The 23,856-nt window shown below is 27.9% G+C and carries 22 protein-coding genes and 9 tRNA genes; 21 read left to right on the top strand and 10 right to left on the bottom strand.

The genetic code is table 4. From position 1 onward, the window contains the following. Positions 1-296 precede the first annotated feature (296 nt). Positions 297-1,031 carry a glycerophosphodiester phosphodiesterase family protein gene (locus QJQ40_RS00550; protein ID WP_044285813.1) on the bottom strand — a complete coding sequence of 245 codons (735 nt, stop codon included), beginning with the start codon at positions 1,029-1,031 and terminating at the stop codon, positions 297-299. After that, positions 1,024-2,457: an MFS transporter gene (locus QJQ40_RS00545; protein WP_282861354.1), complete on the bottom strand. Its 1,434-nt coding sequence runs from the start codon at positions 2,455-2,457 to the stop codon at positions 1,024-1,026. The genes QJQ40_RS00550 and QJQ40_RS00545 overlap by 8 nt, the downstream gene beginning before the upstream one ends. 1,149 nt (positions 2,458-3,606) lie before the next feature. Between QJQ40_RS00545 and QJQ40_RS00540 the strand changes: the two genes are divergently transcribed. Beyond that, positions 3,607-3,741, top strand: a complete 135-nt coding sequence (locus QJQ40_RS00540; protein WP_282861352.1) for a hypothetical protein — start codon at positions 3,607-3,609, stop codon at positions 3,739-3,741. Between the two features lie 77 nt (positions 3,742-3,818). Here QJQ40_RS00540 and QJQ40_RS00535 read toward each other — a convergent pair whose 3' ends face one another. From QJQ40_RS00535 to QJQ40_RS00505, 7 genes are all read right to left on the bottom strand, one after another. Next, the gene (locus tag QJQ40_RS00535; RefSeq protein ID WP_282861351.1) at positions 3,819-5,534 is read right to left on the bottom strand and encodes an SGNH/GDSL hydrolase family protein; all 1,716 of its coding nucleotides are present in this window, start codon (positions 5,532-5,534) and stop codon (positions 3,819-3,821) included. Between the two features lie 1,000 nt (positions 5,535-6,534). After that, positions 6,535-7,896: a dihydrolipoyl dehydrogenase gene (locus QJQ40_RS00530; RefSeq protein WP_282861350.1), complete on the bottom strand. Its 1,362-nt coding sequence runs from the start codon at positions 7,894-7,896 to the stop codon at positions 6,535-6,537. A 250-nt stretch (positions 7,897-8,146) separates the two neighbouring features. Beyond that, positions 8,147-9,031: a GTPase Era gene (era, locus tag QJQ40_RS00525; protein WP_282861349.1), complete on the bottom strand. Its 885-nt coding sequence runs from the start codon at positions 9,029-9,031 to the stop codon at positions 8,147-8,149. Between the two features lie 2 nt (positions 9,032-9,033). After that, positions 9,034-9,429, bottom strand: a complete 396-nt coding sequence (gene cdd, locus QJQ40_RS00520) for a cytidine deaminase (protein WP_282861347.1) — start codon at positions 9,427-9,429, stop codon at positions 9,034-9,036. After that, on the bottom strand, positions 9,429-9,881 hold the full coding sequence (ybeY, locus tag QJQ40_RS00515; RefSeq protein WP_282861634.1) for an rRNA maturation RNase YbeY: 453 nt from the start codon (positions 9,879-9,881) through the stop codon (positions 9,429-9,431). Before ybeY ends, cdd begins: the two co-directional genes overlap by 1 nt. 20 nt (positions 9,882-9,901) lie before the next feature. Beyond that, complete coding sequence (locus QJQ40_RS00510; RefSeq protein ID WP_129643586.1) at positions 9,902-10,285, bottom strand: MAG1140 family protein; 384 nt, start codon at positions 10,283-10,285, stop codon at positions 9,902-9,904. Beyond that, positions 10,260-12,296 carry an Mbov_0121 family peptidase domain-containing ABC transporter gene (locus QJQ40_RS00505; protein ID WP_282861345.1) on the bottom strand — a complete coding sequence of 679 codons (2,037 nt, stop codon included), beginning with the start codon at positions 12,294-12,296 and terminating at the stop codon, positions 10,260-10,262. The genes QJQ40_RS00510 and QJQ40_RS00505 overlap by 26 nt, the downstream gene beginning before the upstream one ends. Before the next feature lie 75 nt (positions 12,297-12,371). Here QJQ40_RS00505 and QJQ40_RS00500 point away from each other — a divergent pair, with 75 nt between their 5' ends. The 10 genes from QJQ40_RS00500 to QJQ40_RS00455 all read left to right on the top strand — a co-directional run bounded on the left by QJQ40_RS00500 (position 12,372) and on the right by QJQ40_RS00455 (position 20,467). Beyond that, entirely contained in the window at positions 12,372-13,568 is a 1,197-nt protein-coding gene (locus QJQ40_RS00500) for a phosphopentomutase (RefSeq protein WP_282861344.1), read from the top strand. Between the two features lie 203 nt (positions 13,569-13,771). Continuing rightward, positions 13,772-14,566, top strand: a complete 795-nt coding sequence (locus QJQ40_RS00495; RefSeq protein ID WP_282861343.1) for a transcription antitermination protein NusB — start codon at positions 13,772-13,774, stop codon at positions 14,564-14,566. After that, positions 14,532-14,993 (top strand): hypothetical protein, encoded by a 462-nt coding sequence (locus QJQ40_RS00490; protein ID WP_069099552.1) that lies wholly within the window; start codon positions 14,532-14,534, stop codon positions 14,991-14,993. The genes QJQ40_RS00495 and QJQ40_RS00490 overlap by 35 nt, the downstream gene beginning before the upstream one ends. Beyond that, positions 14,994-15,713, top strand: coding sequence for a TlyA family RNA methyltransferase (locus QJQ40_RS00485; protein WP_282861342.1), 720 nt, complete (start codon positions 14,994-14,996; stop codon positions 15,711-15,713). After that, positions 15,700-16,845, top strand: a complete 1,146-nt coding sequence (locus QJQ40_RS00480; RefSeq protein WP_282861341.1) for a cysteine desulfurase — start codon at positions 15,700-15,702, stop codon at positions 16,843-16,845. Before QJQ40_RS00485 ends, QJQ40_RS00480 begins: the two co-directional genes overlap by 14 nt. Further along, a complete protein-coding gene (locus tag QJQ40_RS00475) occupies positions 16,838-17,260 on the top strand; it encodes an iron-sulfur cluster assembly scaffold protein (RefSeq protein WP_282861340.1) in 423 nt (140 codons plus the stop codon). The genes QJQ40_RS00480 and QJQ40_RS00475 overlap by 8 nt, the downstream gene beginning before the upstream one ends. Further along, entirely contained in the window at positions 17,247-17,945 is a 699-nt protein-coding gene (locus QJQ40_RS00470) for a pseudouridine synthase (protein WP_282861339.1), read from the top strand. Before QJQ40_RS00475 ends, QJQ40_RS00470 begins: the two co-directional genes overlap by 14 nt. Before the next feature lie 137 nt (positions 17,946-18,082). Next, positions 18,083-18,502, top strand: a complete 420-nt coding sequence (gene lepB, locus QJQ40_RS00465; protein ID WP_318034734.1) for a signal peptidase I — start codon at positions 18,083-18,085, stop codon at positions 18,500-18,502. Positions 18,503-18,814: 312 nt separating this feature from the next. Then, complete coding sequence (locus tag QJQ40_RS00460) at positions 18,815-18,952, top strand: hypothetical protein (protein ID WP_282861338.1); 138 nt, start codon at positions 18,815-18,817, stop codon at positions 18,950-18,952. A 21-nt stretch (positions 18,953-18,973) separates the two neighbouring features. Further along, complete coding sequence (locus tag QJQ40_RS00455; protein WP_282861337.1) at positions 18,974-20,467, top strand: hypothetical protein; 1,494 nt, start codon at positions 18,974-18,976, stop codon at positions 20,465-20,467. A 280-nt stretch (positions 20,468-20,747) separates the two neighbouring features. Here the strand turns inward: QJQ40_RS00455 and ylqF are convergent, their stop codons facing one another. Then, entirely contained in the window at positions 20,748-21,539 is a 792-nt protein-coding gene (ylqF, locus tag QJQ40_RS00450; RefSeq protein ID WP_282861335.1) for a ribosome biogenesis GTPase YlqF, read from the bottom strand. A 78-nt stretch (positions 21,540-21,617) separates the two neighbouring features. Between ylqF and QJQ40_RS00445 the strand changes: the two genes are divergently transcribed. From QJQ40_RS00445 to QJQ40_RS00400, 10 genes are all read left to right on the top strand, one after another. Further along, a tRNA-Arg gene (locus tag QJQ40_RS00445) sits at positions 21,618-21,694 on the top strand. Between the two features lie 76 nt (positions 21,695-21,770). Beyond that, a tRNA-Pro gene (locus QJQ40_RS00440) sits at positions 21,771-21,847 on the top strand. Between the two features lie 3 nt (positions 21,848-21,850). Next, a tRNA-Ala gene (locus tag QJQ40_RS00435) sits at positions 21,851-21,927 on the top strand. Between the two features lie 2 nt (positions 21,928-21,929). After that, a tRNA-Met gene (locus tag QJQ40_RS00430) sits at positions 21,930-22,006 on the top strand. A gap of 33 nt (positions 22,007-22,039) precedes the next feature. Further along, positions 22,040-22,115 (top strand) — tRNA-Ile (locus tag QJQ40_RS00425). A 4-nt stretch (positions 22,116-22,119) separates the two neighbouring features. Continuing rightward, positions 22,120-22,210, top strand: a tRNA-Ser gene (locus QJQ40_RS00420). A 25-nt stretch (positions 22,211-22,235) separates the two neighbouring features. Further along, positions 22,236-22,310: transfer RNA gene (locus QJQ40_RS00415), tRNA-Met, on the top strand. Between the two features lies 1 nt (position 22,311). Then, a tRNA-Asp gene (locus QJQ40_RS00410) sits at positions 22,312-22,387 on the top strand. A gap of 1 nt (position 22,388) precedes the next feature. After that, positions 22,389-22,464: transfer RNA gene (locus QJQ40_RS00405), tRNA-Phe, on the top strand. 337 nt (positions 22,465-22,801) lie between these two features. Continuing rightward, positions 22,802-23,518, top strand: coding sequence for a hypothetical protein (locus QJQ40_RS00400; RefSeq protein ID WP_080684858.1), 717 nt, complete (start codon positions 22,802-22,804; stop codon positions 23,516-23,518). The last annotated feature ends 338 nt before the right edge of the window (positions 23,519-23,856 follow it).

Raw genomic sequence — 23,856 nt, 5'->3', positions numbered from 1 at the left:
AAATTATAGCTTTTTTTAGTTTGCTTTATTTAATTAATAAGTAGATTTTGTATTCATGAGTGTTAGATTTAAAATTCGGTGTTTTTGCTTTAATAGTTATTTTTCCTGAGTTTGGCAGTTTGATGGCGTTCCTAGTGATCTAAGTATTCGAAGTAGGTATGATTTTTATTTTAATAAATTAATAAAAAAATAGGTAATTAACTTTTGCTAATGAAGTTAAAAAGTGCCCAAAAACCGGACACTTTTTAAGATTATCTCATCAAATTGGGAAACTCGAAATTTTTTTGACTAGAATTTTACTTAATATCCTTAGTATATTTGTAATTACTTATTTGACTATATACATGTTTATTATTTAAATATTTTTGGTAGCGCACTTTTGATTTGAGAGTTCATAAGTTTAGTGGCAAGCCAAAAGCTTCAATCATTGCTGGTTCTTCATCATATAAATCCACTCAAGGATGGAGGTACTTGCAAATTTGTTTAATTTCTTTTTCGCTTACACCTGTTAGTTGAGTTTTAGTTCAAAATAAAAAACCAAGGCGATATTTAGAGTTTAATTTAAACATACGTTCAAGTGTAGAAAAATTAAAAGATGAAAAAATTATTTTGTCAAAAAAATCTTTTCCATATCTAATTGATAAATCATCAATAATTTTTTCAATTCCAATGTATTCAGTTTGATCAGTTTTAATTTCAACATTAATTACTTCAAACTTATCTAAATAAAGATCTAAAAAGTCTTCAAGTGTTAAAATGGTTTGTTTACGGGTTTCAAGTTGAAAATGTAAACTATGATCATCATTATATAATTCAGATAAAGTGCTATTTGCAATTATTTTATCAACACCAGCTGTTCTTTTAGTATCCTCGTCATGAATGACAACTATTCTATTATCTTTAGTTAAATGAACGTCTAATTCTATTCCATCAAAATTAAATTCATATGCTAAATCAAAAGCTAGTTTGGTATTTTCGGGTGCGATTGCTGAGTAACCACGATGCGCTATTAACAATTGTTTTTTAGGCATTATCTAATTCCCTTCAACGATAATTTGTTTTACCTAGCTTTTTAAGTTCGGCTCGATTGTGCAAAAAGACTATGAATCCACAAATTGTTCCAAATAAGGCAACACCTAATGCGATTGTTAAAATTAATTGGTAACCTAAAGGCGAAGTATTTGTTTGTCCTTCAATTGTATAGATTTTCCCAACATATCCTGATAATTCGTAGAATCAAGCATCTGGTGAAAATGCAATAAATGAAAGAATTCCAACTGAACTTGCATAGTTATTTTTACCAATTTCAATTTCGGCAACTTGAGTAAATCTAAGAGTGACCGTTACTCATGATAGAGAACCTGCTACTAAGAATAAAATTGTGGCCAATATTATAAAGAAGATAAATAGTGGAGTTCCAGGCTCTTGAATTCCAGCTAAGGTAAGAAGCAAAATAGTTAAAATAACAAAAATTCCTGTCACTGCTGTTAAAACTAAAATGAGAATGTAGCTTCTAAATTTATCAGCATAGTAACCAACATAAGAGCTAATTAAACCTCGAAGTCCATAAGTTCTAATTCCGCCAAGAATTGTAACTAAAATTGTAGGTGCTAAAAAGACATTATTTAACACTTGAACTAAGTAATAGGCAAAAACTGATTGGAAAGTATACATTCCCATTACAAAAATTGAAAGCATTCATAATTTTCAATTTTTAAGTGAGACATAAATTTGGATAATATTTTTCTTGATAGATTCTAAACTAATTTTGTTAGTATAACGTTCAATTTTTTTCTCTTTGACAAAAAAGAGGACTAAAAATGAAGTAATTACTAAAAAACTACCAATTGTAAAAGTATAAGCAGCAAAAGGTGTGCTATTGATTTCATTAGTATTTTGATTGTCTGGATAATAAATTGAAGTAATAATTAAACCAATAACAAAAACTAGGAAAAATCCAATTATACCGTTTGCACTACCCTGAATCCCATAAGCAAGACCTTGATTTTTTTTGTCAGTTTGCTGCGAAACTAGTTTTCAAAGTGGGGTTCAAAAGATTAGGGTTGATGTGATTCCTCAAAGACCTCAAATAATTTTATATTGAGTCAAAGCACTTTGTTCACCTAATTGTTGAGCATTTTTGATGGTTATACCAAATCAAAATGTAATAATTCCTGTTGATAAAACAGCAATAAATAAGAGTCAACGTGAACTAATCCTATTAGATAAAAATCCACCCGGTAGTTGAGTTGCAAGTGTAACTCAGCCAATAATGGCTGTCAAAGAAGCTACTTGATCTTCACGAATTCCTAAATATGTGTGTAAGTTAGGCACAATATTTTTTAAATAATAAGGAGCAGCAATAACAAAAACATCAGCAGCTGCTAATATTATTAAAGCAAAAATTTGTGATCAAGTAAAATCTTTAAATTTACTAAAAAATCTTGTTTTAACCAAAACTTCTCCTTTCAAAAAATTAAATTTACTATATTAATCATCATACAATAAATTTTCAAGAAAGTTTCAAAATTTTGGTCAAAAATGTAAATATGAAATATTTTCGTAATTTTTGTTAAAAAAACCCAAATTTGGTAAAATATTTCTTAAATACTGAGTTTCAAAGTTTGATGCCAAAAATTCACTTTTTAGTGAATCTAAATATGCAAAAATACTGGTAAATCCATGTTTTTTGGCACTAAAATCTTAATTTTTATTATTTTAAAATTAAGATTTTGCAAAAAAATGCTTGCTCAAAAATCAAGTTGTGTTATAATAACATCACTAAGAATAAATTAATAAATTTTTGATATTGAATTAAGGGGGATTAGTTATGTTTTTGCCATAAAAAAATTAGAAAACGCGAATTATCCATTATATTTTTAAGTATGATGGAATGCCTTAAATTTACCCGTTTAGAAATCTACAAATTTAAGACTTTTGGTTATTGTTCTTTCAAAACTTCATATATTTTTTTATGCTCAATTTAAATAAAAACGCGTTTTCTATTTACATTGAGTTTAAATAGTAGTTGTATTTTTTATGATTTTTATTATTTTATTGAAAAAATGATTTTTGCCAGTGCTTTAAAATAGGTAATTAACTTTTGCCAAAAAAGTTAAAAAATTTTCCAAAACCGGATAATTTTTTAAGATTATCTCATCAAACTGCGGAATCAGGAAAAATTTCCGATTAAATCTAATTACTGAATTTAAAAAAATAATTTATTTTTTTAATAAAAAACATGACATTAAAAAGTGCCATGTTTTTTAAGTATTAATTTATAATATCGTGTTTTAGGGGTCTGATTAAGAACTAGAGGTTGAAGTTGATGGAGTTGAACTTCTTGAAGTTGAAGATGATGGAGTTGAGGATGAAGATGAAGATTGTTTACCTGTTAACTTCGGTAAATTCGCTAAAATAGCTGCAAGGTCAACATTTTCAACAAAGGTATCCCGAGTTTCCCAGTTTTAAGGCAAAAATTCACTTTTTAGTGAATATAAATATGAAAAAACACCCGTAAATCAGTGTTTTTTGAACGTAAAACCTTAATTTATATTAATGTCATTTAATTGCATTTTAAGTAATTTTATGGTATAATTATAAATTATGAAAAAACAAAATAAAGATGGTTTTATTGATGTAAACAAATTGTTTGGCAAAAAACCTAAATATTTTAAGGAAATTTCAAACATGAAATTTGAAAAAAGTTATTTGGAAACAATCAATAATTTGATATCTTAATAAATTACTAATAAAATTGTAATTAACTTTTACCAAAAAACTTAAAAAATTGCCTAAAACCAGATGCTTTTTTGAAATTACCTTATCAAACTGGGAAACTCAGGAATAGCTGCAAGGTCAACATTTTCAACAAAGGTATTAATAATGGTATTGATTATTGAAGGAACTGTGATTTTTGAGTGGTTTTTAGGATCTTTTACTTTTTTTTCTAGATCTTCTACTACTTTATTAAGCGCAACCTTAATTATGTCAGTATTTGGGTTATTTAGATAAGGTTTAGCTAATTCTTCAAGTGATTTTAAAATTTCTGCAAGAGATTGTTCTGATGCTGATTCAGGGATAAATCTAACAACAGTAGTAGCAATAAAGTTTCGTGTTTTTTTAACTAAGTCTTTAAAATCTAGTTTTCCAAAAATATTTGAGCTCAAAACTGATAACATTGAATCAGCTATATCTCTTTTACCGTCCTTGATTAGTGAAGATTGGGTTTTTTCAAATTCAGACTCTTCATTAATGAAATCATTTTCGGATTTATTATCATTTATTTTTTTCAATAATTCTTCATTAGTTTTTGCTACACTTGAGAGATCAAGAACATGTTTATATGTTAAATTTCCTGAAGCATTATCAGTGAATTTTGTAGATTTTTTAATATTATCAACAACAACGCCGGCTTGAGATTGATCAGTTGCTAATTTTAGCAATAATTGCTCAGCTATTTTTTTATATCCCTTAACTTGAGGGTGAATATCAAATTGTGTTGCTCCCAATTTTGTATCAGAATCATTTCAAATTTCTGCATCAAATGGATCAACATAATTTACACTAGCTTTTTGGGCTGTTTCGCGAATTGCAGTATTAATTTCGGTTGTAACTTTTTGGAAATAATCTTTTTCTAAACCAAAATCATTAGCAAAAAGGTTACTTAAAACTTGCACTAAAAGTGAGTTTGGCAATTTATATGGAAGTAAATTTATATGTAAATTAGGATTAATTTCCTTTAATTCTTTTAAAAGATTTTCTAAATCTGCTTTAAATTCTGTTATTTTGGTTGAAATTTCGTTTTTTATATATTTGGCTATTTTTGGTTTTAAATCCTCTTTTTTCTTAGTAGTTTTCTTCTTACCATCAGCCGGAGCTGTTTCTTGAGTTGTTGCTGGGGCTGATTCTACAGTAATTTTATCTAATTCCTCTTTAATTCCGGATGTTTCAGGAGATAAAAGTGAGCCAAATTTAGTTGCAACTAAGAAAATATCATTAGCGCCAAGAGTCATTGTCAAAAGATTAGCGTTTTTAATTTTCTGAGTTAATTCAGGGTAACTTGATTTATTAAAATTGCCAAAAACTGTAGATAATTCATTAAATTTTGTATTTTGATCGTTATTTTTAGGGACAAAAGGATTATCAGCGACTTTTCCAGTTGTGTATTTTGTAGGATTAATTAAATTAAGTCAATTTTTTACTGTTGCACCAGAAAAGGCCAAATTATCATATGAAACCAGCGAATCTTTGTTTAACTTTTGCAAATAGTGCGCAAAAAAGGAAGGATACGAAAGACCACTTACGCCCCCACCTTGCGAGTTAAGCTTACCTTGAAAATCGCGATAAGTTTCTTGATTAAATCCGGCGGTAACAGAATCACCAATGGCTAAATACTTAAATGTTTGCAGTTTTGCCGAGTCTTGAGAAATACATGCAACAAACGTTACTGCAGTAGCTATTGGTAATAAACCTAATGATATAAGTTTTAATCTTTTTCTAACGGGATAGTTTTGAACATTTTTGAATTTCATACTGTTTCCTTTCGATTTGAGTTTAATAAGTTAAAAATTATACTAAAAAAAATAAAAATAAAAAACTAAAAAATCTAAATTAGCAGGAAAAAACCCACTTTGAATTTGTGAGCTTGATATTTTTTCTGTAAATTTAAGGCAATTTTGATCAAAATTGCAACAAAAAAATTAATTTAAAATTAGCCTGGATATTTTATTATTTATTAAAAAACTTTATCTTCGCAAATTAATATGCTAATTTACTTTAGTTTGCTGGATGCTGAGTTTGACAGTTTGATGGCAAAAATTCACTTTTTAGCCAATACAAATATGCAAAAATACTAGTATGCACGTGTTTTTTGCTTAAAACCTTAATTTTTGTAATTTTGAAATTAACATTTTGCAAAAAAATGCTTGGTGCAAGAAAAAATTATGTTATAATTAGTCTCAATTAAGAATAATTAATAAATTTTGATATTGAATTAAGGAGGATTAAGTTATGTTTTTGCCATAAAAAAATCAGAAAATGCGAATTTTCCGTTCTGTTTTTAAATATAATGGAATGCCTTAAATTTAACCGTTTAGAAATCTTCAAATTTAGGGCTTTTGGTTATTGTTCTTTCAAAACTTCATATATTTTTTTAGGCTCAATGTAAATAAAAATGAGTTTTCTATTTGCATTGAGTTTAAATAGTAGTTGTATTTTTTTATGATTTTTGTTGTTTTATCCATAAATTGATTTTTGCCAGAGTTTTAAAATAGGTAATTAATTTTTGCCAAAAAAAAAAAAAAATCAAAAAAGTGCCCAAAACCGGACACTTTTTAAGATTATCTCATTAAACTGGGAAACTCGGGAATATGCTGATTTACTTTAGTTTGCTGGATCTTTTTAATTTAAAGGAACCTTAAATACAATTAATTTCAATGAGAAACAATGGTTTTAGAATTAACCAGTTTAAGGAAAAAAGAAACTAAATTTCTAAAATTTCAACTGAAATTTTAGGTTAAAAAACAGTAATTATTAGGATTTTTTACTAAAAGTGATACTTCTTGAAATATAATAAACCGATTCAGCAAGTGTAGGGTGGGTAAAAGCCGAATTTTGAAGGTCTAGAATTGTCATATTTTTGCTTATTGCTAATGCGATTTGGTTAATCAAAGTTGCTGAATCTTCAAGAAAAATAGTTGCTGATAGAATTTTGTAAGTGTTTTTTTCGTAATTAATTTTGACAAAACCAATTTCAAAATCTAAGTTAGCATGTGCTCTTGGTAAATTTTTTGCAAAAACTTGCGCTGATTCAAATTCAATTTTTGCACTTTCTAGCTCTTTTTCACTTTTTCCAACAAATGAAATATCTGGATTTGTATAAATTGCAAACGGAATATTAGATTTTACAAATTTTTCATCAGATTTTTGGTGCAAAATATGTTTTGCAACAACATCTCCATGTTTATATGCGCTTGTTGATAGCATCATAATTGCGTTTAAATCACCAATTGCATAAATATTTTCTTCAGAAGTTTGGAAAAATTCGTTTACTTTTAAAACACCATTGTCATATTTTTCTAGATTTAACTCAGAAAATGACTCATTATTAACAGTTCTACCAACTGCGAGTAAAATATTTCGGGTTTTATGTTTAGAAATATTTTCGCCTTGCTGAATAAGTAGACCATCAGTTTCATATTTTAAAACTTTTGCATTTGTTATGACATTTATTTTATCTCTTTGGATAATTGAATTAACAGCATCTCTTATTGATTCATCAAAATTGCCAAATAATTGATTATTTGATTCGATTATAGTTATTTTTTTGTCAAAGTTAGCATAAAAACTAGCAAACTCAAGGGCAATAACTCCACCACCAATTATTGTTAATTCATCAAAATCGTGATAATCTAAAATTAAATCATCAGAAGTATAAACATTCGCTTTTTCAATGCCTTCAATTTGTATTTTTCTTGGTCTACTTCCAGTTGCAAGAACTATTTTGTCAGCATAAATTTCGTTGTTTTCAGCTTTAATTATGTTTTTAGAAACTAATTTTGCTTCTTGGTTAAAAACAGAAACGCCAGCGGCTTCTAGGGTACCTTTGATTGCTTGTTGCAATTTTTTACTGTTATTGCGTGCATTTTCAAAGACTTTTTCTAAATTAAATGTGTGACTAGATTCAAAACCGTATTTATCAGAATTGGACATTAATTGTCTTATTTTTGCAGACTTTAAAATTGTTTTAGTTGGGATGCAACCCCTATTTACACAAGTTCCGCCTAAGACATTTGATTCAAAAAGTGCGACATTTTTGCCATTATTAGCTAAAATAACTGCCAAAGAGTATCCGCCTGGACCACCACCAATTACTGCAACATCAAATTTTTTCATATGTTACTCCTTTTTTGAAGTTAAAATTAATAAATTGTGAACAGCAAGCTTTTTAAATAATTTTAAAAAAGAATGCTTGCTTAGTTAAATATTTTACAGCAAAATTGTAAAATATTTAATTTATTAAAATTAAAATCTATTTTTAATAAATTTTAATAATTTTTTTTAGTAATTTTAGCACCAAAAAATGCTGTTTAGCAATAGTTGCCAAATTAATTATTTAAGACAAAATTTATACAAACTTAAATTTTTAATAGCCGAATTTCTTAATCATTTTAGGGTCGTTAAACCATTTTTTAGCAACAGCTACTCTGTTTTTTAAGACAACTTTTTTACCAAAAATCTCTTCAAGTTCTTTGCGAGCGTTAGTGCCAATTTGTCCAAGAACTGAGCCGGCTTTACCAATAATTATTGGCAGATGGGATTTTCTACCGACATAAATTGTTGCATCAATTCGAATACAATTTTTTTCTGATTCATCAAAATTGTCAATGACAACAGCAGTTTGATGTGGAATTTCATCATCAACATTCAAAAGTATTTGTTTTCTTATTATTTCCTTTGCAAAAAAACGTGAGCTTTGATCAGTAACATCTAAATTATTGAAAAAATGATTTGACGGATAGGCATATTTTTCAATTTGGCTTAATAAATTTACTCGTAAATCCTCAAAATTAGTTGAAAAAGGCAAAATATTGTCAAATTCAAGTTCAAATTCTTTCATTTTTTGTGATTGTTTTTCAAAAGTAAACTCGCCATCTTCAATATCAGTTTTAGTAATTATTGCGATTTTATTTTTAATATTTGAAATTTTTTTAGCAAATGTCTGTGTATTTTCATCAATTGGCTCATTAATTGGGTGCAAAAAAAGAACAAGATCTATTCCCTCAAGCGTCGAATTTATCGCGAAATTTAGAGAATTACTTAAATTATTAATTTTATTATGAAAACCGGGAGTGTCAACAAAAACTATTTGAAGATTATCTTTATTATAAATTGCATTAATTGCATCTCTGGTAGTTTGGGCTTTTAGACTAACAATTGAAACTGGAAATTGAACAATCGAGTTTATTAGTGAAGATTTACCTGAATTAGGTTGGCCAATAACTGCAACAAAACATGTTTTTGTATCCATATTTATAAAAAATCCTTATTAAATTGCAAAGGGAGAAGTTGATTTAATTTTTTCTCAATAAATTCTGCTTTTGAATTATAAAGAAAAATGGTAACATTTTCAGAAAAAAATTCAACCAAAACTTGTAAACATTGACCGCAAGGGACAATAAATTTACTAGATTTTGGGCTATAAATATGAATTTCTTTAAAATTTTCAGGATTAACTCCTTGGGCAATTGCTTGAAATATCGCTACTCTTTCAGCACAAATTCCTGCAGGATAAACGGCATTTTCAACATTAACACCTTCAAAAGTGCAATCTTGTTTTGTTAGCAAAATTGCCGCTACTGGAAAATTAGAATAAGGACAGTAGGCATTTTTGCTTAGTTTCTTTAGGGATTCAAATATTTGTTCCATTAGCGAAAAATCTCCAAATTTTTTAAAATGTTCTCAACTTTTTCGTGCATAAATTTATTACTTTCATCATTTTCATGATCCAAACCTAGTAAATGATAAAGGCTATGAGCAAAAAGGTATGAAAATTCGCGCTTTTCGGTGTGATTATAGTCTTTTGCTTGTTTTTGAATTTTTGATGGTGTCATAAAAATTTCGCCTAAAAAATGAATTTGCAAATTATTTTCTTGAATTTTCAAACCACTTGGAAATGATAAAACATCAGGAACATAGTCTTTATTTTTGAATTTAAGGGCTAGTTTTTGGGCCTTTTCTTCACTTATTAGCATTAAATCTAGATTAATTTCACCTTGTAAATTTTCATTTTTTACAAAAATTTCAAAAATTTTTTTAAACAACTTTAAAAATTTAAACTTAACCTTACTTTGATTCTCAAAATTAATTAGAATTTTCACCATTTATATTTAATTTTATTCTATTTTGTAAAAAGATCTAAAAAATTACCTGTATTTTTTAGAAAAAGAACGGCTGGCAATTGAGTTTTTGGTTTTAATAATAGTGATTTTGTGAACTCAATAACAAATTCATTCTGTTTTACATTAACAATTTTTGTAATTTCAAGTCTAACTACTCGGTCCTGAAATTGAAATTGGGCAAATGAATCTTTATCCATTAAATAATATATGTCTGAATTTACTGTTGCAAATGTTTTATGTTTTTCATCGATTTCTAAAATAAAATTAACGGTCCTGTAAGTTTTTATTTGAAAAAAATAGTAAAAACTTGCTCCCATCAAAATTAGCAAAAAGACACTAATTATCATTGTTATCTTATTATTTTGATATATCTTTGATGTCAAAAGTTTCTCCTTGTTCAATTACATATCTTTTTGAATGAGAGATCTCGATAAACATTGCATTTTTTTGGTAATTTGAAATTACTTTCTTTAAAAATTCGAAATTTTTTTCATCGATGTTTTCAAAAGCCTCATCTAATAAAATTAAGTCAAAATCCTTAGTTAAAAGTTGCAAAAGTGCAATTATTTGCTTTTGTCCACTTGAAAAATTTGAGCCGTTGTTAATAAATTTTGAGTCAAGGGAAATTTGCCATTCATAAAGCATTTCTTGAATGTCAAATCGTTGAAAATTATTAATTAAATTTTGAATTTTTTCAGGATTTTCATTTGTTATAAAAGAAAGAACGCTAATGTTAGGGAAATAATTTTGCGATTTTATGTAACAAATTCTCTTGCGTAACTCATTTTGGTCATAATATTTTAAATCAAGATTATTAATTAAAAAATCACCGTTATAAACAATTTCCTGATTTAAAAGACGTAAAAATGTAGACTTTCCGCTTCCATTTTTCCCAATTATGTGTAAATTTTCTTTTATTTGCATTTTTTCAATATAAAAAAGCGTCTTATTTTTATAATAACTCACGCTTAAATCTTTTAACTTTATATCTGAAATTTTTTGGTGATATTTGCCGGTTGTTTCTTTTTCAATGTTGAGCACAAAATTTAAAAGCTCAAATTCCTTTAAAAAAATTGGCAAGTTAGTCACTATATTAACAAACGAAGAAAGCGGATTAATAAAAAAGCTAAAAAAACTTAAAAAAAGTAGTAATTCACCAATTGATAATTTTTTATCAAAAATTCAAAAAGAGGAAATAACTACAATTAAAATGGGTGCTATTGAAAAAAGAAAATTATTAAAACTTGATAAATAACTCTCTTTTTTCCAAATATTAAATTCTGTTTTTTTATAACGGTAATATTTTTCATCGAATTGATGTTTTAAATTTTTATAAACATCATCACGTTTTAAATTTTCAAGCGAAAAAATCATGTCATTTGTGCTTGTCAAACTATTTAGTTGATCTTCCATTAAAAATTGGTGATTTTTTGAAATGCTTTTTCTCACAATTATGCTAATAAAAAGGTAAATTATCCCTATTCCAATAATTAAGCCCAGAATTTTAATGTCTATCCACAGCAATATAAAAAATGAAATTAAAAAAGTAATGACTTCGTTAAAAATATGGTAATAAAAACTGGCCGAAAAAGCTGCAAAACTTGGAATTAAATTGATTCTTCTAATATAATCATGATTGTCTAATTTTAAAAGTTGAAAATTTTTGCCTGTTTTTAGTGCATTAAAAAACCGGTCAAAAATATCTTTTTCGATTTTTAGTTCAATTTTATGAATATATATTTTTTTAATAATGTCTTGTAAAATTCGCCAAATTATAATCCAAGCAAAGAAAAGGCTCACTTTTATAACAAGGCCAATGTCTTGTTGAGGTAAAACCTTGTCAATTATTGTTTTCATGAATAATGAAGATAAAAAATTACTAACTGCAGTTATAAAAAATAAAAAAATAAGATACCAATTACTTTTTGACTCAAGGAAAAACCACCAATTATTCCATGATTTATCTTTTATTTTTGACCTTTTATATTCAGGATCTTTTTGGGCAAAAATTACAACATTTTGGAAAATTTTTGCCATTGTTTCAGCTTTAATTTTTAATTTTCCTTTTAAGGGATCGATAATTTCAAATTTTGATTTTTTTACTTTCGTTAATAAAACATAATGATTTAAATCACCAGTTTTAATTAGAATGATCGTTGGTTTTACGATCTCTAAGGTTTTTAAATTTTCATAAGGACCCCCGTAAGATTCAAGAATAACTCCAAATTCCTTTGCCAGTCGCTCTAAGTTAGCAATGTTTATCCCGTCATTTGAATAAAAAGCTTTTGTTTTTAAAGAGTTTATTGATATTTTTTTATCATAAAAAAAATGATAAATTGATTGAAGAACCGCCAATCCACAATCTTTTAAATCCTTTTGCAAAAATACTTTCATCTTCTGCCCTAATTGTTGTAAAATTAATTAAAATATTAAAAAATAGAAAAATTTAGGAAAAACTAACAAAAAATTATGGAACAATACAAATTTAATCGAATTTTCTTAATAGTAACTGATTCGCTTGGAATTGGGGATGATGGTTTTCAAGACGTTTTTGGCGATTCGGGCGCAAATACTTTATATTGTGTTTCAAAAACTGGTGAATTAAGAATTCCTTTTTGAAAAAAAATGGGAATTTCTAATGTGGCTAAAATTGAAAATAGTGGCAAAATAAATAAAGAACCACTTGCTTATGTTTCAAAAATTATCGTAAAATCAAATGCAAAAGACACACTCGCGGGTCATTGAGAGATGATGGGAATTGAAACTGTTCAGCCTAACCCAAATTTTGATCAGGGTTTTCCTAATGAACTAATAAGAGAACTCGAAAAAGCCTTTGATAATCGAGAAATTATTGGCAATAAATCAATTAGTGGGACTGTGATTTTGTCAGAATTAGGACAAAAATCTATCGATGAGGGCAAAATAATTGTCTATACCTCGCCTGATTCAACTCTACAAATTTGTGGTCATGAAGAAACATTAGGACTTGAAAATCTATATCGCTATGCAAAAGCTGCAAGAAAAATTTGCTCTTCAAAACCAGAATGAAACGTTGCTCGCGTTATTGCTCGCCCTTATATTGGTCAAAACGGGAAATTTACACGCACTTTTAACAGACATGACTATGCAAATACACCGCCAAAATCAATTCTTGATAGACTACAGCAAAAAGGAATTGAAACTATCGGAGTCGGTAAAATTGGTGATATTTTTTCAAAACAGGGACTTGATAAAATTTTTGGACCTGACAGTGACGAAAATAATATGGATATTGCAATTGATATTGCCTCCAAATCCACAAAAAATCAATTTATTTTTGTGAATTTGGTCGAATTTGACTCAAGTTATGGCCACCGTCGCGATATTATGGGATATTGTCAAAATTTAAATAATTTTGACATTAAACTAGCAAAATTAGTAAATACTCTAAAAGATGATGACTTATTAATTGTTTCTTCTGATCACGGAAATGACCCTTGTTTTCCTGGCACAAATCACACACGTGAGGCTCTACCACTAACAATTTTTTCAAAAAAATTCACATCAAAGTCCAAAAAATTAAAAAATCCAGTTGATTCACTTGCGACTATCGGAAACATAATTGCCAGAAATTTTCAAGTTGAGCTAGCAGAAATTGGTGAAGATATTTTTGACTCTTTAGAATAATTATTCCTTGAATTTAGTAGTTTTAAATATTTTAATTTCAGAATTTTTCCAACAAAAGGGCTAAATAATTGTTATAAGTTCTTTTTAATATATTGAAAAATGATAAAATTTTATTAAATTTAAAGTATAATTTATTATTTTTTTATAATTAGTCAGATTTAAGCTCAATTATTCAGTCAGTAAAAGCAAAAAAGTGGAATAAAATGAATCATTTAAACAAAAAAAATTCGGCAAAAAGCCAAAAATATAGGAATAAGAAAAAAAATACTCTTCCTTATTTTGATCTAGAAGCAAGGGAATTTGCGCACGTTTTACAAAAGCAACGCTCTCTTTTTGTAAGTTCTCTCGACTGTAATAGTTCTAAAAATTTACCTGGTAATTCAAGTCAAAATGACACTGAAGACAGCCTAAAAAACTGTGACATTTTGAGCGCTCCAAGTTGTCAACATAACAGTAATTTAATGAAAATAACCTATGAAAATCGAGCTTTTTGCTCAAATAGCCAGTCAACAAATTACCAAAATAAGCATATTAAAAACTTTGAAGACGACGATGAAAATAGTTGTCATGAGTTCCAAAGTCTATCCAAACAACGAATTAAAAGAATGGCTAATATTTCAATTATTTATGGCTCACAACTTTTTGATAAAAATATCGACATTGATGAAATAAAAAATAAATATTTTGAAGTGACTTTTGATCAGCTAAAAATTCTTACTTTTGTCAAAAAAAACTATGTTTTTTTGAAAAAAGTCATTACTTTACAGTTAAAATCTAATTGAAGTTGAGATAGAATGTTACCATTAATTCGATCAATTTTGCTTTTGGGAGCTGCTGAATTATTTTTCCAACCTCGCCGAATTATTTTTAATGAGGCTATTGAAATCACTAAAATTTTTAGCATTGAAGGTGGCGATGAATTTAGTTTTGTAAATGCTGTTTTGCAAAAAGTATACAATTATTATGAAAACAAGAATCTTCTTAGACCTCAAAAATAAACATGAAATAAAAAGTCATATCAAAATTGAGGTTAAATTTTGAAAATATAAAAAAATACTTGGAAAAAAATTTAAATTTTTATTTTATAACCTTTCAAAAATTTTAGAAATTAGTGTTTCAAATCAACAATGTGCTCAACTTGATTTAAAATTAGTTAATAATATTTACAAAGTTGAAAATTGAATTTCATGCATGAAGCAGTTTTTAAACTTAAATTTACTCAGCAACTTAAGAATTCATAAAAATTTAGCAATTTTTTTGTTTTATAGTTGGCAAATTTACCTACAAAGATTTAAATTTAGACAAAAATTATTCGACTTTGAAGACCGTCGAAGAGACGCTTTTAACAATTTATCGCTTGAATGAATAAAAACTGATCCAAATTTTAATATCAAAATCATTGAAATTTTAAGGAGATGAAAATAAATGAACCTACTTAGTAAAATTCTAAGCATGGGTTTTGAAAAAGGCGAATCATTAATTAAAACTGGTCATGTAAAAGTCAATAATAAAATATGCCTTCTTCCAGCATATAAAATTAAAGATTTAGACGAAGTGACCGTTGAAATAAAAGAAAAATATGTCTCCCGCGGCGCAATAAAATTACTTTGAGCTTACGAAAAATTCGGACTTGATTTTAATGACAAAATTGTTCTAGACATTGGGTCTTCTAAAGGTGGTTTTACACAAATTTGCCTTGAAAAAGGCGCAAAAAAAGTTTTTGCTCTTGATTCAGGTTTGAATCAATTAGATTATTCTTTAAGAATTGACCCTAGAGTTTCAGTAAAAGAAAAAACCAACATTAAATATGTTACAACCGATTTTTTTGATGAAAAAATCGACATAATTGTTTGCGATGTTTCCTTTATTAGTCTTAAAATTGTTGTTAGTGTTGTAAAAAATCTGTTAAAAAAAGGGCAAAGTTTTATTGCTTTATTTAAACCTCAATTTGAGGCTAGCTCAAAATATGTCCAAAAAGGCGGGTATGTTTCCCCTGAATTTCATGAGTTTTTAATTAACAGACTGGTTGAATTTGCTAAAAACGACTTTGATTTTGTTAATTCAACTGAATCACCAATTAAAGGACTAAAATCAAAAAATATCGAGTATTTTTTGCATTTTATCAAGAAAAATGACTTATTATAAACAGTTTTTTCCTTTTTTAAATAAAGTAACTTATTTAGATTCTGCAGCAATGACGCAAAAACCAATATCTGTAATTGAAAAAATTAACCATTTTTACACAAATTGTGCCGTCAATACACACTCATCAAATTCAAAAATCGCCTTTGAAAATTTACAGATTTTAAACCAAACTCGCGAAAAAATTGCAAAATTAATTGATGGTTTTGCTGAAGAAATTATTTTTACTTCTGGAACAACAGAATCGATAAACCTTTTTGCCAATATGATTAAAAAATTCATAAGAAGGGGAGATGAAATTTTACTTTCACCCTTAAATCATTCTTCAAATCTACTTGTTTGAGTCAAAATTGCTCAAAAGGTGGGCGCAAAAATTGTTTATAGCACAAAAATAATTGACAAAATTTCACCAAAAACAGCTGTTATCGCTTTAACTCAGGCAAATAATTCAATTTTAGTTGATCTAGATTTAGCTAAAATTTGAGAAAAAGCTATAAAAAATGGTGCTTTTGTAATAAATGATGCAACACAATCAATAAATTTTCAAAAAGTTAGTATGAATTTTTGCCACGCATTGGCTTTTAGTTCTAATAAATTTTACGGGCCAACTGGATTAGGCGTGCTTGCAATAAAAAAATATTTGATGGGGTCACTGGAACCTGTAAAATTTGGAGGGGGTATAATTCGAAAATTTGACAACAAAAATTTGCTTTTTTATAATGATTATCGCAAATTTGAAGCCGGGACACTAAATTTTGCTGCAATTTGGGGCTTAAATGCCGCTATTGATTTTATAAATAAAATCGGGCTTGAAACAATTTATAAAAAAATTAAAATTTTAGCCGACTATTTATATGAAAAATTAGAAAAAATTGATGATATTGAAATTTTTTCTAAAAAAGGCGACCATATTATAATTTTCAATATTAAAGGTTTTAGCGCTCAAGATGTTGCTTCATACCTAGGAAATAACGATATTTATGTGCGAAGCGGGAATTTTTGTGTTCCTTTACTAAAAAAAGTGCTAAAAAATGATAGTTTCATCAGAGTTTCGCTTGGTTTTTACAATGATTTTACTGATATTGACAACTTGATTGCCAACTTAGAGGAAAAGAGGTTTTTAGATTTTGTATAATGATTTTATTTTTCGACGAAATATTATTGTCGAAGCTAGCGAAAAATTCAAAGAAAAGAAACGAATTTGTAAGTCAACAAACTCTGAAATGAATAATAACTGTGATGATTGGGCACAGTTAGACTTAGAAATTATCGGGCAAAAAATTAAAAAAATACAATTTTGTGCTTCAGGTTGTGCTCTTTTGCTCGCAAGTTGTTATTTATTTGAAAAAATTTTAATTAATAAAACCATAAGTGAAGCACAAATTTTGCTTGAAAATTATGAAGAAATGATTAAATCTCAAAAAATTATCCCAATTTTAGAAGATTTAAATGCACTTTTTATGGTTAAAAGTCACCCAAACCGAGTAATTTGTATTAGTCTTCCTTTGTTTTTGTTGCAAAAACAAATTAAAAATCATGAAAACAGTTAGAATTCATAAATTTTTATCACAAATGGGAATTGCTTCCAGGCGAAAAGCCGAAATATTAATCAATGAAAAACGAATAAAAATTAATGGCAAATTTGCACAAATAGGCCAAAAAATTTCTGACCTGGATGTTGTTGAGTTTGACGGTCAAAAAATAAATAAAAAACCAAAAATCGTCTGATATGCGCTAAATAAGCCAAAAAATTATATTACAAGTCGAATTGATCCACAAAACAGGCCGACAATAATGGAATTTTTTGATAAAAATTCCTATTTGTTTCCAGTTGGGCGGCTGGATTTTGAAACAACCGGACTAATTTTGGTAACAAATGATGGCGAAACTAGCAATAAATTACTTCATCCTAGTTCAAAAATTCAGAGAACATATTTAGTCAAAACTGATTTTAACTTAAATGATGAGGAAATCAACTTTTTGAATAACAATGAAATTTATTTAGATAATGTAAAATCTGTGCAAAAAATTCAAAAAGTTGCCTCCCGGACATATATTGTCAAAATTTGGCAAGGCTCAAACCATCATGTTAAAAAAATTTTTATATCTGTTTCCAAAAAAGTTGTGATGCTCCGAAGATTAAGTTTTGCAACTATTGAACTTGGAAATTTAAAGCCAGGTGAAAAACGTAAACTGTCTCAAGCCGAAATTTTGTCACTAAAGAATATTTTTTAACAAATTAAATTTTAGCTAAGCAACTGTTATATATAATTATTCCTGTAATACTTAAATGAAAAAATGATTAAACTATGGAAAAAAATAATTTTGTAACTCCTAAACCAAAAAAAATTTTTTAATAAAAAAATTTTTTTATTTGGTTTGTTGACTTTAGCATTTTCAATTGCCTAACAGTTTTTATTCTTTTTACTTTTATTTTTAGGTTAGTTGATGTTGAAGGTAACTCGATGTTTTCAACTCTTCAACATGGGCGAAAAATTTTTATTAATAGGGTAAAAACACCAAAAAGAAACGATATTGTCCCTTTTAATTACAAAGAAATAGTTTTAATTAAAAGGATTTTGGGACTCCCAGGCGATAAAATAACTGTTAAAGATAATGAAATTTACATAAATGATAAAAAAGTTGCAACTTTTATCAAAAGCGCAACTTTTTTGTTCGATGGAATAGTTCCTGAAAATAAATTTTTTGCTGTTGGCGATAATTTGGAAAACAGTAGCGACAGCAGAGATTTTGGATTTTTTGATCTAGATGATGTCATTGGAATTTTATAGGGGTTAGTGCTACTTTATATAAATTTGTTAATTCATAAATATAGACAACTGTTAAAATAAAAAAATATAATTTTTTTACAAAATATTATGAAATTATATTTTTTTATTTTTTACTTTCTTGTTTTTGAAGAATATGATATAATTTCTTAAAAATATAAGAACAAAATTATAAGGAAAATTTGATGAAGGTAACAAGCAATTTTATCTGTTTTGGCAATTTTTGCAAATTGTAGCGATTTAACCAAAAACAAAATTGGTTATTTTGAAAAGCATCGGTCAGACACTCCTAATTTTAAAATATGTTAAAAGCTAGTGGAAATACTTACTTTATTGAGCCAAAAGAAATCAGAAAATGAAATAATTGATTTTAAAACAGAAAATCAGGCTACTATCGAATTTATATCAAGTTTAAATCTGCAACTTTTGATAATTCCGTTGAAAATAAATTAGCACTTGCTTATTTGGTTAATGATGAAAAATAAACTAATTCTTACTAAATTTTTGGGAACAACCCTTTTAATTCCGGCATTTTTTTTAACTTCCTGTGGAAATTTAATTACTTTTATTACTAAACAGATTTTTAACATAGATGACGGAATTAACAATCCAGAAAATTACAATTCTTACTATTTTTTAAATTTACTAGCAAAACATTATGAAGAATTTAATGCAAAAAACGGTACTTTTTCAGCCCTAAATCTGTTTTATAATCAACCCGAAAAACAACGGGACAACATTTGATTCCTTCGCGAACCTGATGATCTAATAATTGAAAACTTAGAGCAATTTCAAAAAAATATTGTTGATAGAACTGAAGAAATTATAAAAAATAATCCTAATTTTTTAAATGTTAATACTTCTGAACTCAAGTCAGAATTTGAAGACAAATTTCTAAAAGGAGAACTTCTTGAAAAAGTCTTAGAAAAAAACAATATTATAATAAACGAACATGGTAGATATTGAAAGCCAAGTCGTGTTAGCTACTATTATTTTGAAGAAAATGGTTCTTCAAACATTATAGCCACAAGATTTATACCAGATTATGTTATAGAAGGAGAATTAATTGAACCCACTGTAGTTTTTAAAGATTCGCCTTTTTTTAATGTTATAGTCTACCCTAAAAATAAAACAATCACCTTTAGGGACATTGACCAAGGAATTTACACCGGCGATAATGATAACATTATAGATTATAAAGAACAGAAAAAAAGGAAAATATTAATTGAAACAGAAGCTAGAAAAATTTATAATAAGCTCGCAAAAAAGTACAATTTGCCAAAAAACAAGATTAGTACTTCTTCCCCCTTTTTTATGTCTATTATTATCAATTTTAGCCGAAAAATTAATAACATTAAAACTTTAAAGCCAAAAATTCTTGATTTAATTACAAATAAAATCAATCCTTGATCTAACAGTTTTTTACCAAAAAAACATGCTATTATTAAAAATATTGACGAATTTAAGACAACAATTATTGACCGAATTTTAAAATTGGATCCTAAATTAAAACTTGACCAAAATGATCTAATTTCTGATTTTGAACAAAAATTTCTAAACGGCGAAAAACTTGATGAATTTCTAAAAAATAATAACATTTTTATTTATGAAACTTGGGAACGAATTGGTTATGAACCATTTTGGGGAACAGTCCTCCAGCCCATATCGCCCCCTACTAATTTTTCAAAAAGGACTGAAAGAGAAAAATTGATTCTTAGAAAAACAGAAAATAATAATATTTTTTTGACAGCAATTTTTCAAACGGATTTAACACTAAATTTTGTTAGAAGCCCTGAATCTAGTTTTGAGAAAGTTGCCTTCCAAATCTTGGCTTTTCCTAAGGATAAGAATATTGTTTTTGATAAAAACGTTAGCCGACTTGAACTAATCAAGGATTTAAAAAACAATTATTTAGATAAATATGAAGAAAAAGAAAAAGAAAAATGACCAGATAAAAATTACATATAAGTTTAAATTAGTAGAAAAAATCAGACAAATATTTTTTTATTTGTAGTTTGTCTAAAAATTCTTTTGCATTTTAAGCAACCATTTTATAGACCTTTTTTAGTTTTAAAAGCGAAAAACTAAAAAACATAGAGTTAAAATCTAAAATAATAAACTTGCTTTTGCTGTGCAAAAAACAAGAAAAACATGGGATTTTTCCATCTAAATTAACACAGTAGTTTAAATATTTTTAAAAATTAATTATTCTAAAAATTTTTTAGTAAACTTTAATTTTCTTAAAAAATTAATCTAGTGTAATTTTTTGTTTGCCAATACGCATTAAAAATCACTTTCGACAGCGAGTCAAATCTAGACCGCTTTTATTTATAAATTTTTTATTTTTGCATAAAATCAACAAGTTTTCTTCAATTTCTGAGTCAATTAGCGAGGGTTTTAGTTCTAAATCTGTGATGAAATTTGGATATTGTTCAGAAATTATTTTGTATGCTTCAATAAAAAGATCGCTAATATTTAGAATTTCTCACCTTATCAATCCAATAATAGCTAATTTTACGGCTAAAATTTGATCATCCATTTTTGGCAATAGGATACCAGGGGTGTCAAGAAAAAGAAATTTATCATAGCTAATTCATTGATTATTTCTCGTTATTCCCGGTTGGTTTCCTACTTTTAGTTGTGATTTTGTGATTAAATTTATTAGCGTTGATTTTCCAGTGTTAGGTACTCCGACAACAAAACATTTTAGACTTGGTGAGAAAAATTTAGTTGAATTTTTTTCTTGTTTTATTTTAAATATTTTATTTAAATATGATATAATTTCTAATCTAGCTGAATAATCTCGTAAATTTACAAAGAGAACAAAAAATTTTTTATCCGTAAAAAATTTTTTTATTTTAGTGAATTTATTTTTATCAGCTAGATCAATTTTTGTTACTATTACTAGTGTCATTTTTTGTTTTGCAATTTGCAAAAAATTCTCATTTAGACTAGAAATAGGGCATCTGCCATCCACAACTAAAATAAAAAGATCTGCTATTCGCGCTTTATTTTCTATGTCATTTATGCTTTTTGCCATATGGCCTGGAAATCAATTTATTTTCATGCAATAAATTATAAATCTTTTTATTAAAAAAGTGGTATAATTGTAAATTGTGGTCACGTAGCTCAGTAGGATAGAGCACGAGCCTTCTAAGCTTGTGGTCAGAGGTTCGAATCCTCTCGTGATCGCCATTTTTTTATTTTTAAAAATAAAAAAAATAAATAAAAAAATTTTGCTTTTTCAAAAAATAGTGTATAATTATTAATTGGAGAAGTAGCTCAGCTTGGCAGAGCGCTACGTTTGGGACGTAGTGGTCGCAGGTTCAAATCCTGTCTTCTTCACCATTTGGGGGGGTAGCTCATCTGGCTAGAGCGCCTGTTTTGCACGCAGGAGGTAGAGGGTTCGACTCCCTTCCTCTCCACCATTGGCTCTATAGCTCAGTTGGTTAGAGCGTCCGGTTCATACCCGGAAGGTCATGAGTTCGAATCTCCTTGGAGCCACCAATTTTAATCATATAATATATAACAAAATCGCCTGGATCTATAGCTCAGCGGTTAGAGCATCCGGCTCATAACCGGTTGGTCATTGGTTCGAATCCAGTTAGATCCACCAAAATGGGCAATTACCCAAGTGGCTGAAGGGACTAGTCTTGAAAACTGGCAGGGGTGTGAAAGCCCGCGGGGGTTCGAATCCCTCATTGCCCGCCATTTATTTTAAAAAAAATCTTAACACAGCGGAGTAGAGCAGAGGTAGCTCGTTGGGCTCATAACCCAAAGGCCGTAGGTTCGATTCCTACCTCCGCAACCAAGGTCTAGTAGTAAAGTGGTTAATACGCCTCTCTGTCACGGAGGAGATCGCGGGTTCGATCCCCGTCTAGACCGCCATGGCTCCGTAGCTCAGTTGGTAGAGCAACGGTTTGAAGCACCGTGTGTCACTGGTTCGATTCCTGTCGGAGCCACCATACCTAATTGCAACCTCCAATAATTTATAAGTAGTTATAATAAAAATGTCGTAGATTACGGCATTTTTTAATTTTTAATTTTTTTTTAATATTTTTTAGTTAAAAAAAATATTTATCTTGTAAAATTTAGTATTTATTTTTATGTAGAGAGAAGGTATTAACAATTTTTTACCAAAATCCGGATTTTTATCTTTCCCTTACTGTAAATTTACTAATTTTCCTTTTAATTATTCTAGCAGTTCCGGTTTTAATAGTATTTTTGATTGCAATTGTTAAACCGCGAATTAAACGAACGTCAAATATTTATCTCTATTCACTCAGCACCGGTCTTTTGTTGATGGTTGCAACAGTTGGACTTATGCAAGAAGGATTTAATGGTGCTGAAAATTTCGCTCATAGCTATGGTGATCTAGAAAATTTATTTAAAATTCTAATAATTGGCGGTGGTTCGATTTTAGGTCTAACAAGTGTTTTTATTGCCCGTTGATTTTTTATTCGCATTTTTAAAAAAGATTTGCACTTGGATCACAAACAGCACGATCATAGCGATCATATTGTAAATTTTTCTGACATTGACAGTCCAAAATCTGCTTGACTTGCAATTTTACTTCTACTTTCTCACCGAACAATTGATGGATTTATACTAGGATCTGTCATTGCCAGAGTGACTGCAGGAGAAGAAGTTAATTGATATTTAATTGGAACTTTTGTTGCTCATATGTTAATTGAAATTTTAATTATTCACTATCGGCAAGTTCAATATGGTCAAAGTATCAAAAAGTCCGTAATTTACAACTTAATTACAACGCTAATTTTAATTCCAATTATTGTAATAGGTGCTTTTTTGAATAGATTTTTCATTCAAACTGGTTGACTAATTCCATTTTTCAATGTTTCTGGTGGAGCAATTTTGAGTTTTGTGGTAATAATCGAATTAGTTCCCGAATTTATTCACCTCAGGAATAATTCCTCAAAACAATGGCATATTTCGCTTATTCTTTTTGCAGCCGGAATTGTTTTTGCCCTAATTCTTTTAACACTTCACCAACACTAACTTTCAAAAAGTATAACCTAATTTAGCAGTCTTTTTGCAAATTTTTAGAAAATTTCGAGCCTTACAAAGCTCGTTTTTTTTATTTTTTAAGGAATTTTCTTGAATTATTAGGGTCAAAAATTTAACTATTACAATTTTGATTTTATTATAAAATCCTGTATTTTACGGCACTTTTTTAGTTGAGGCCTGTTTTTATCTAAGGTTTAAATTTCAACTTTCGGTTCAAATTATTTTTGTAACCAAAACTAAATTAATTATTATTTAAACAAAAATATTTTTTTAATTATGTTGGCATACATAATTAAAAAAATTTCGAAGTTTTTCAACCAAAAATTCAA

This window comes from Mesomycoplasma ovipneumoniae (genome assembly GCF_030012565.1).
Classification (GTDB): Bacteria; Bacillota_I; Bacilli_A; order Mycoplasmatales; family Metamycoplasmataceae; genus Mesomycoplasma; species Mesomycoplasma ovipneumoniae_D.
Note: the sequence above shows the minus strand (reverse complement) of the source record. Positions and strands in the feature narration are given on the sequence as shown.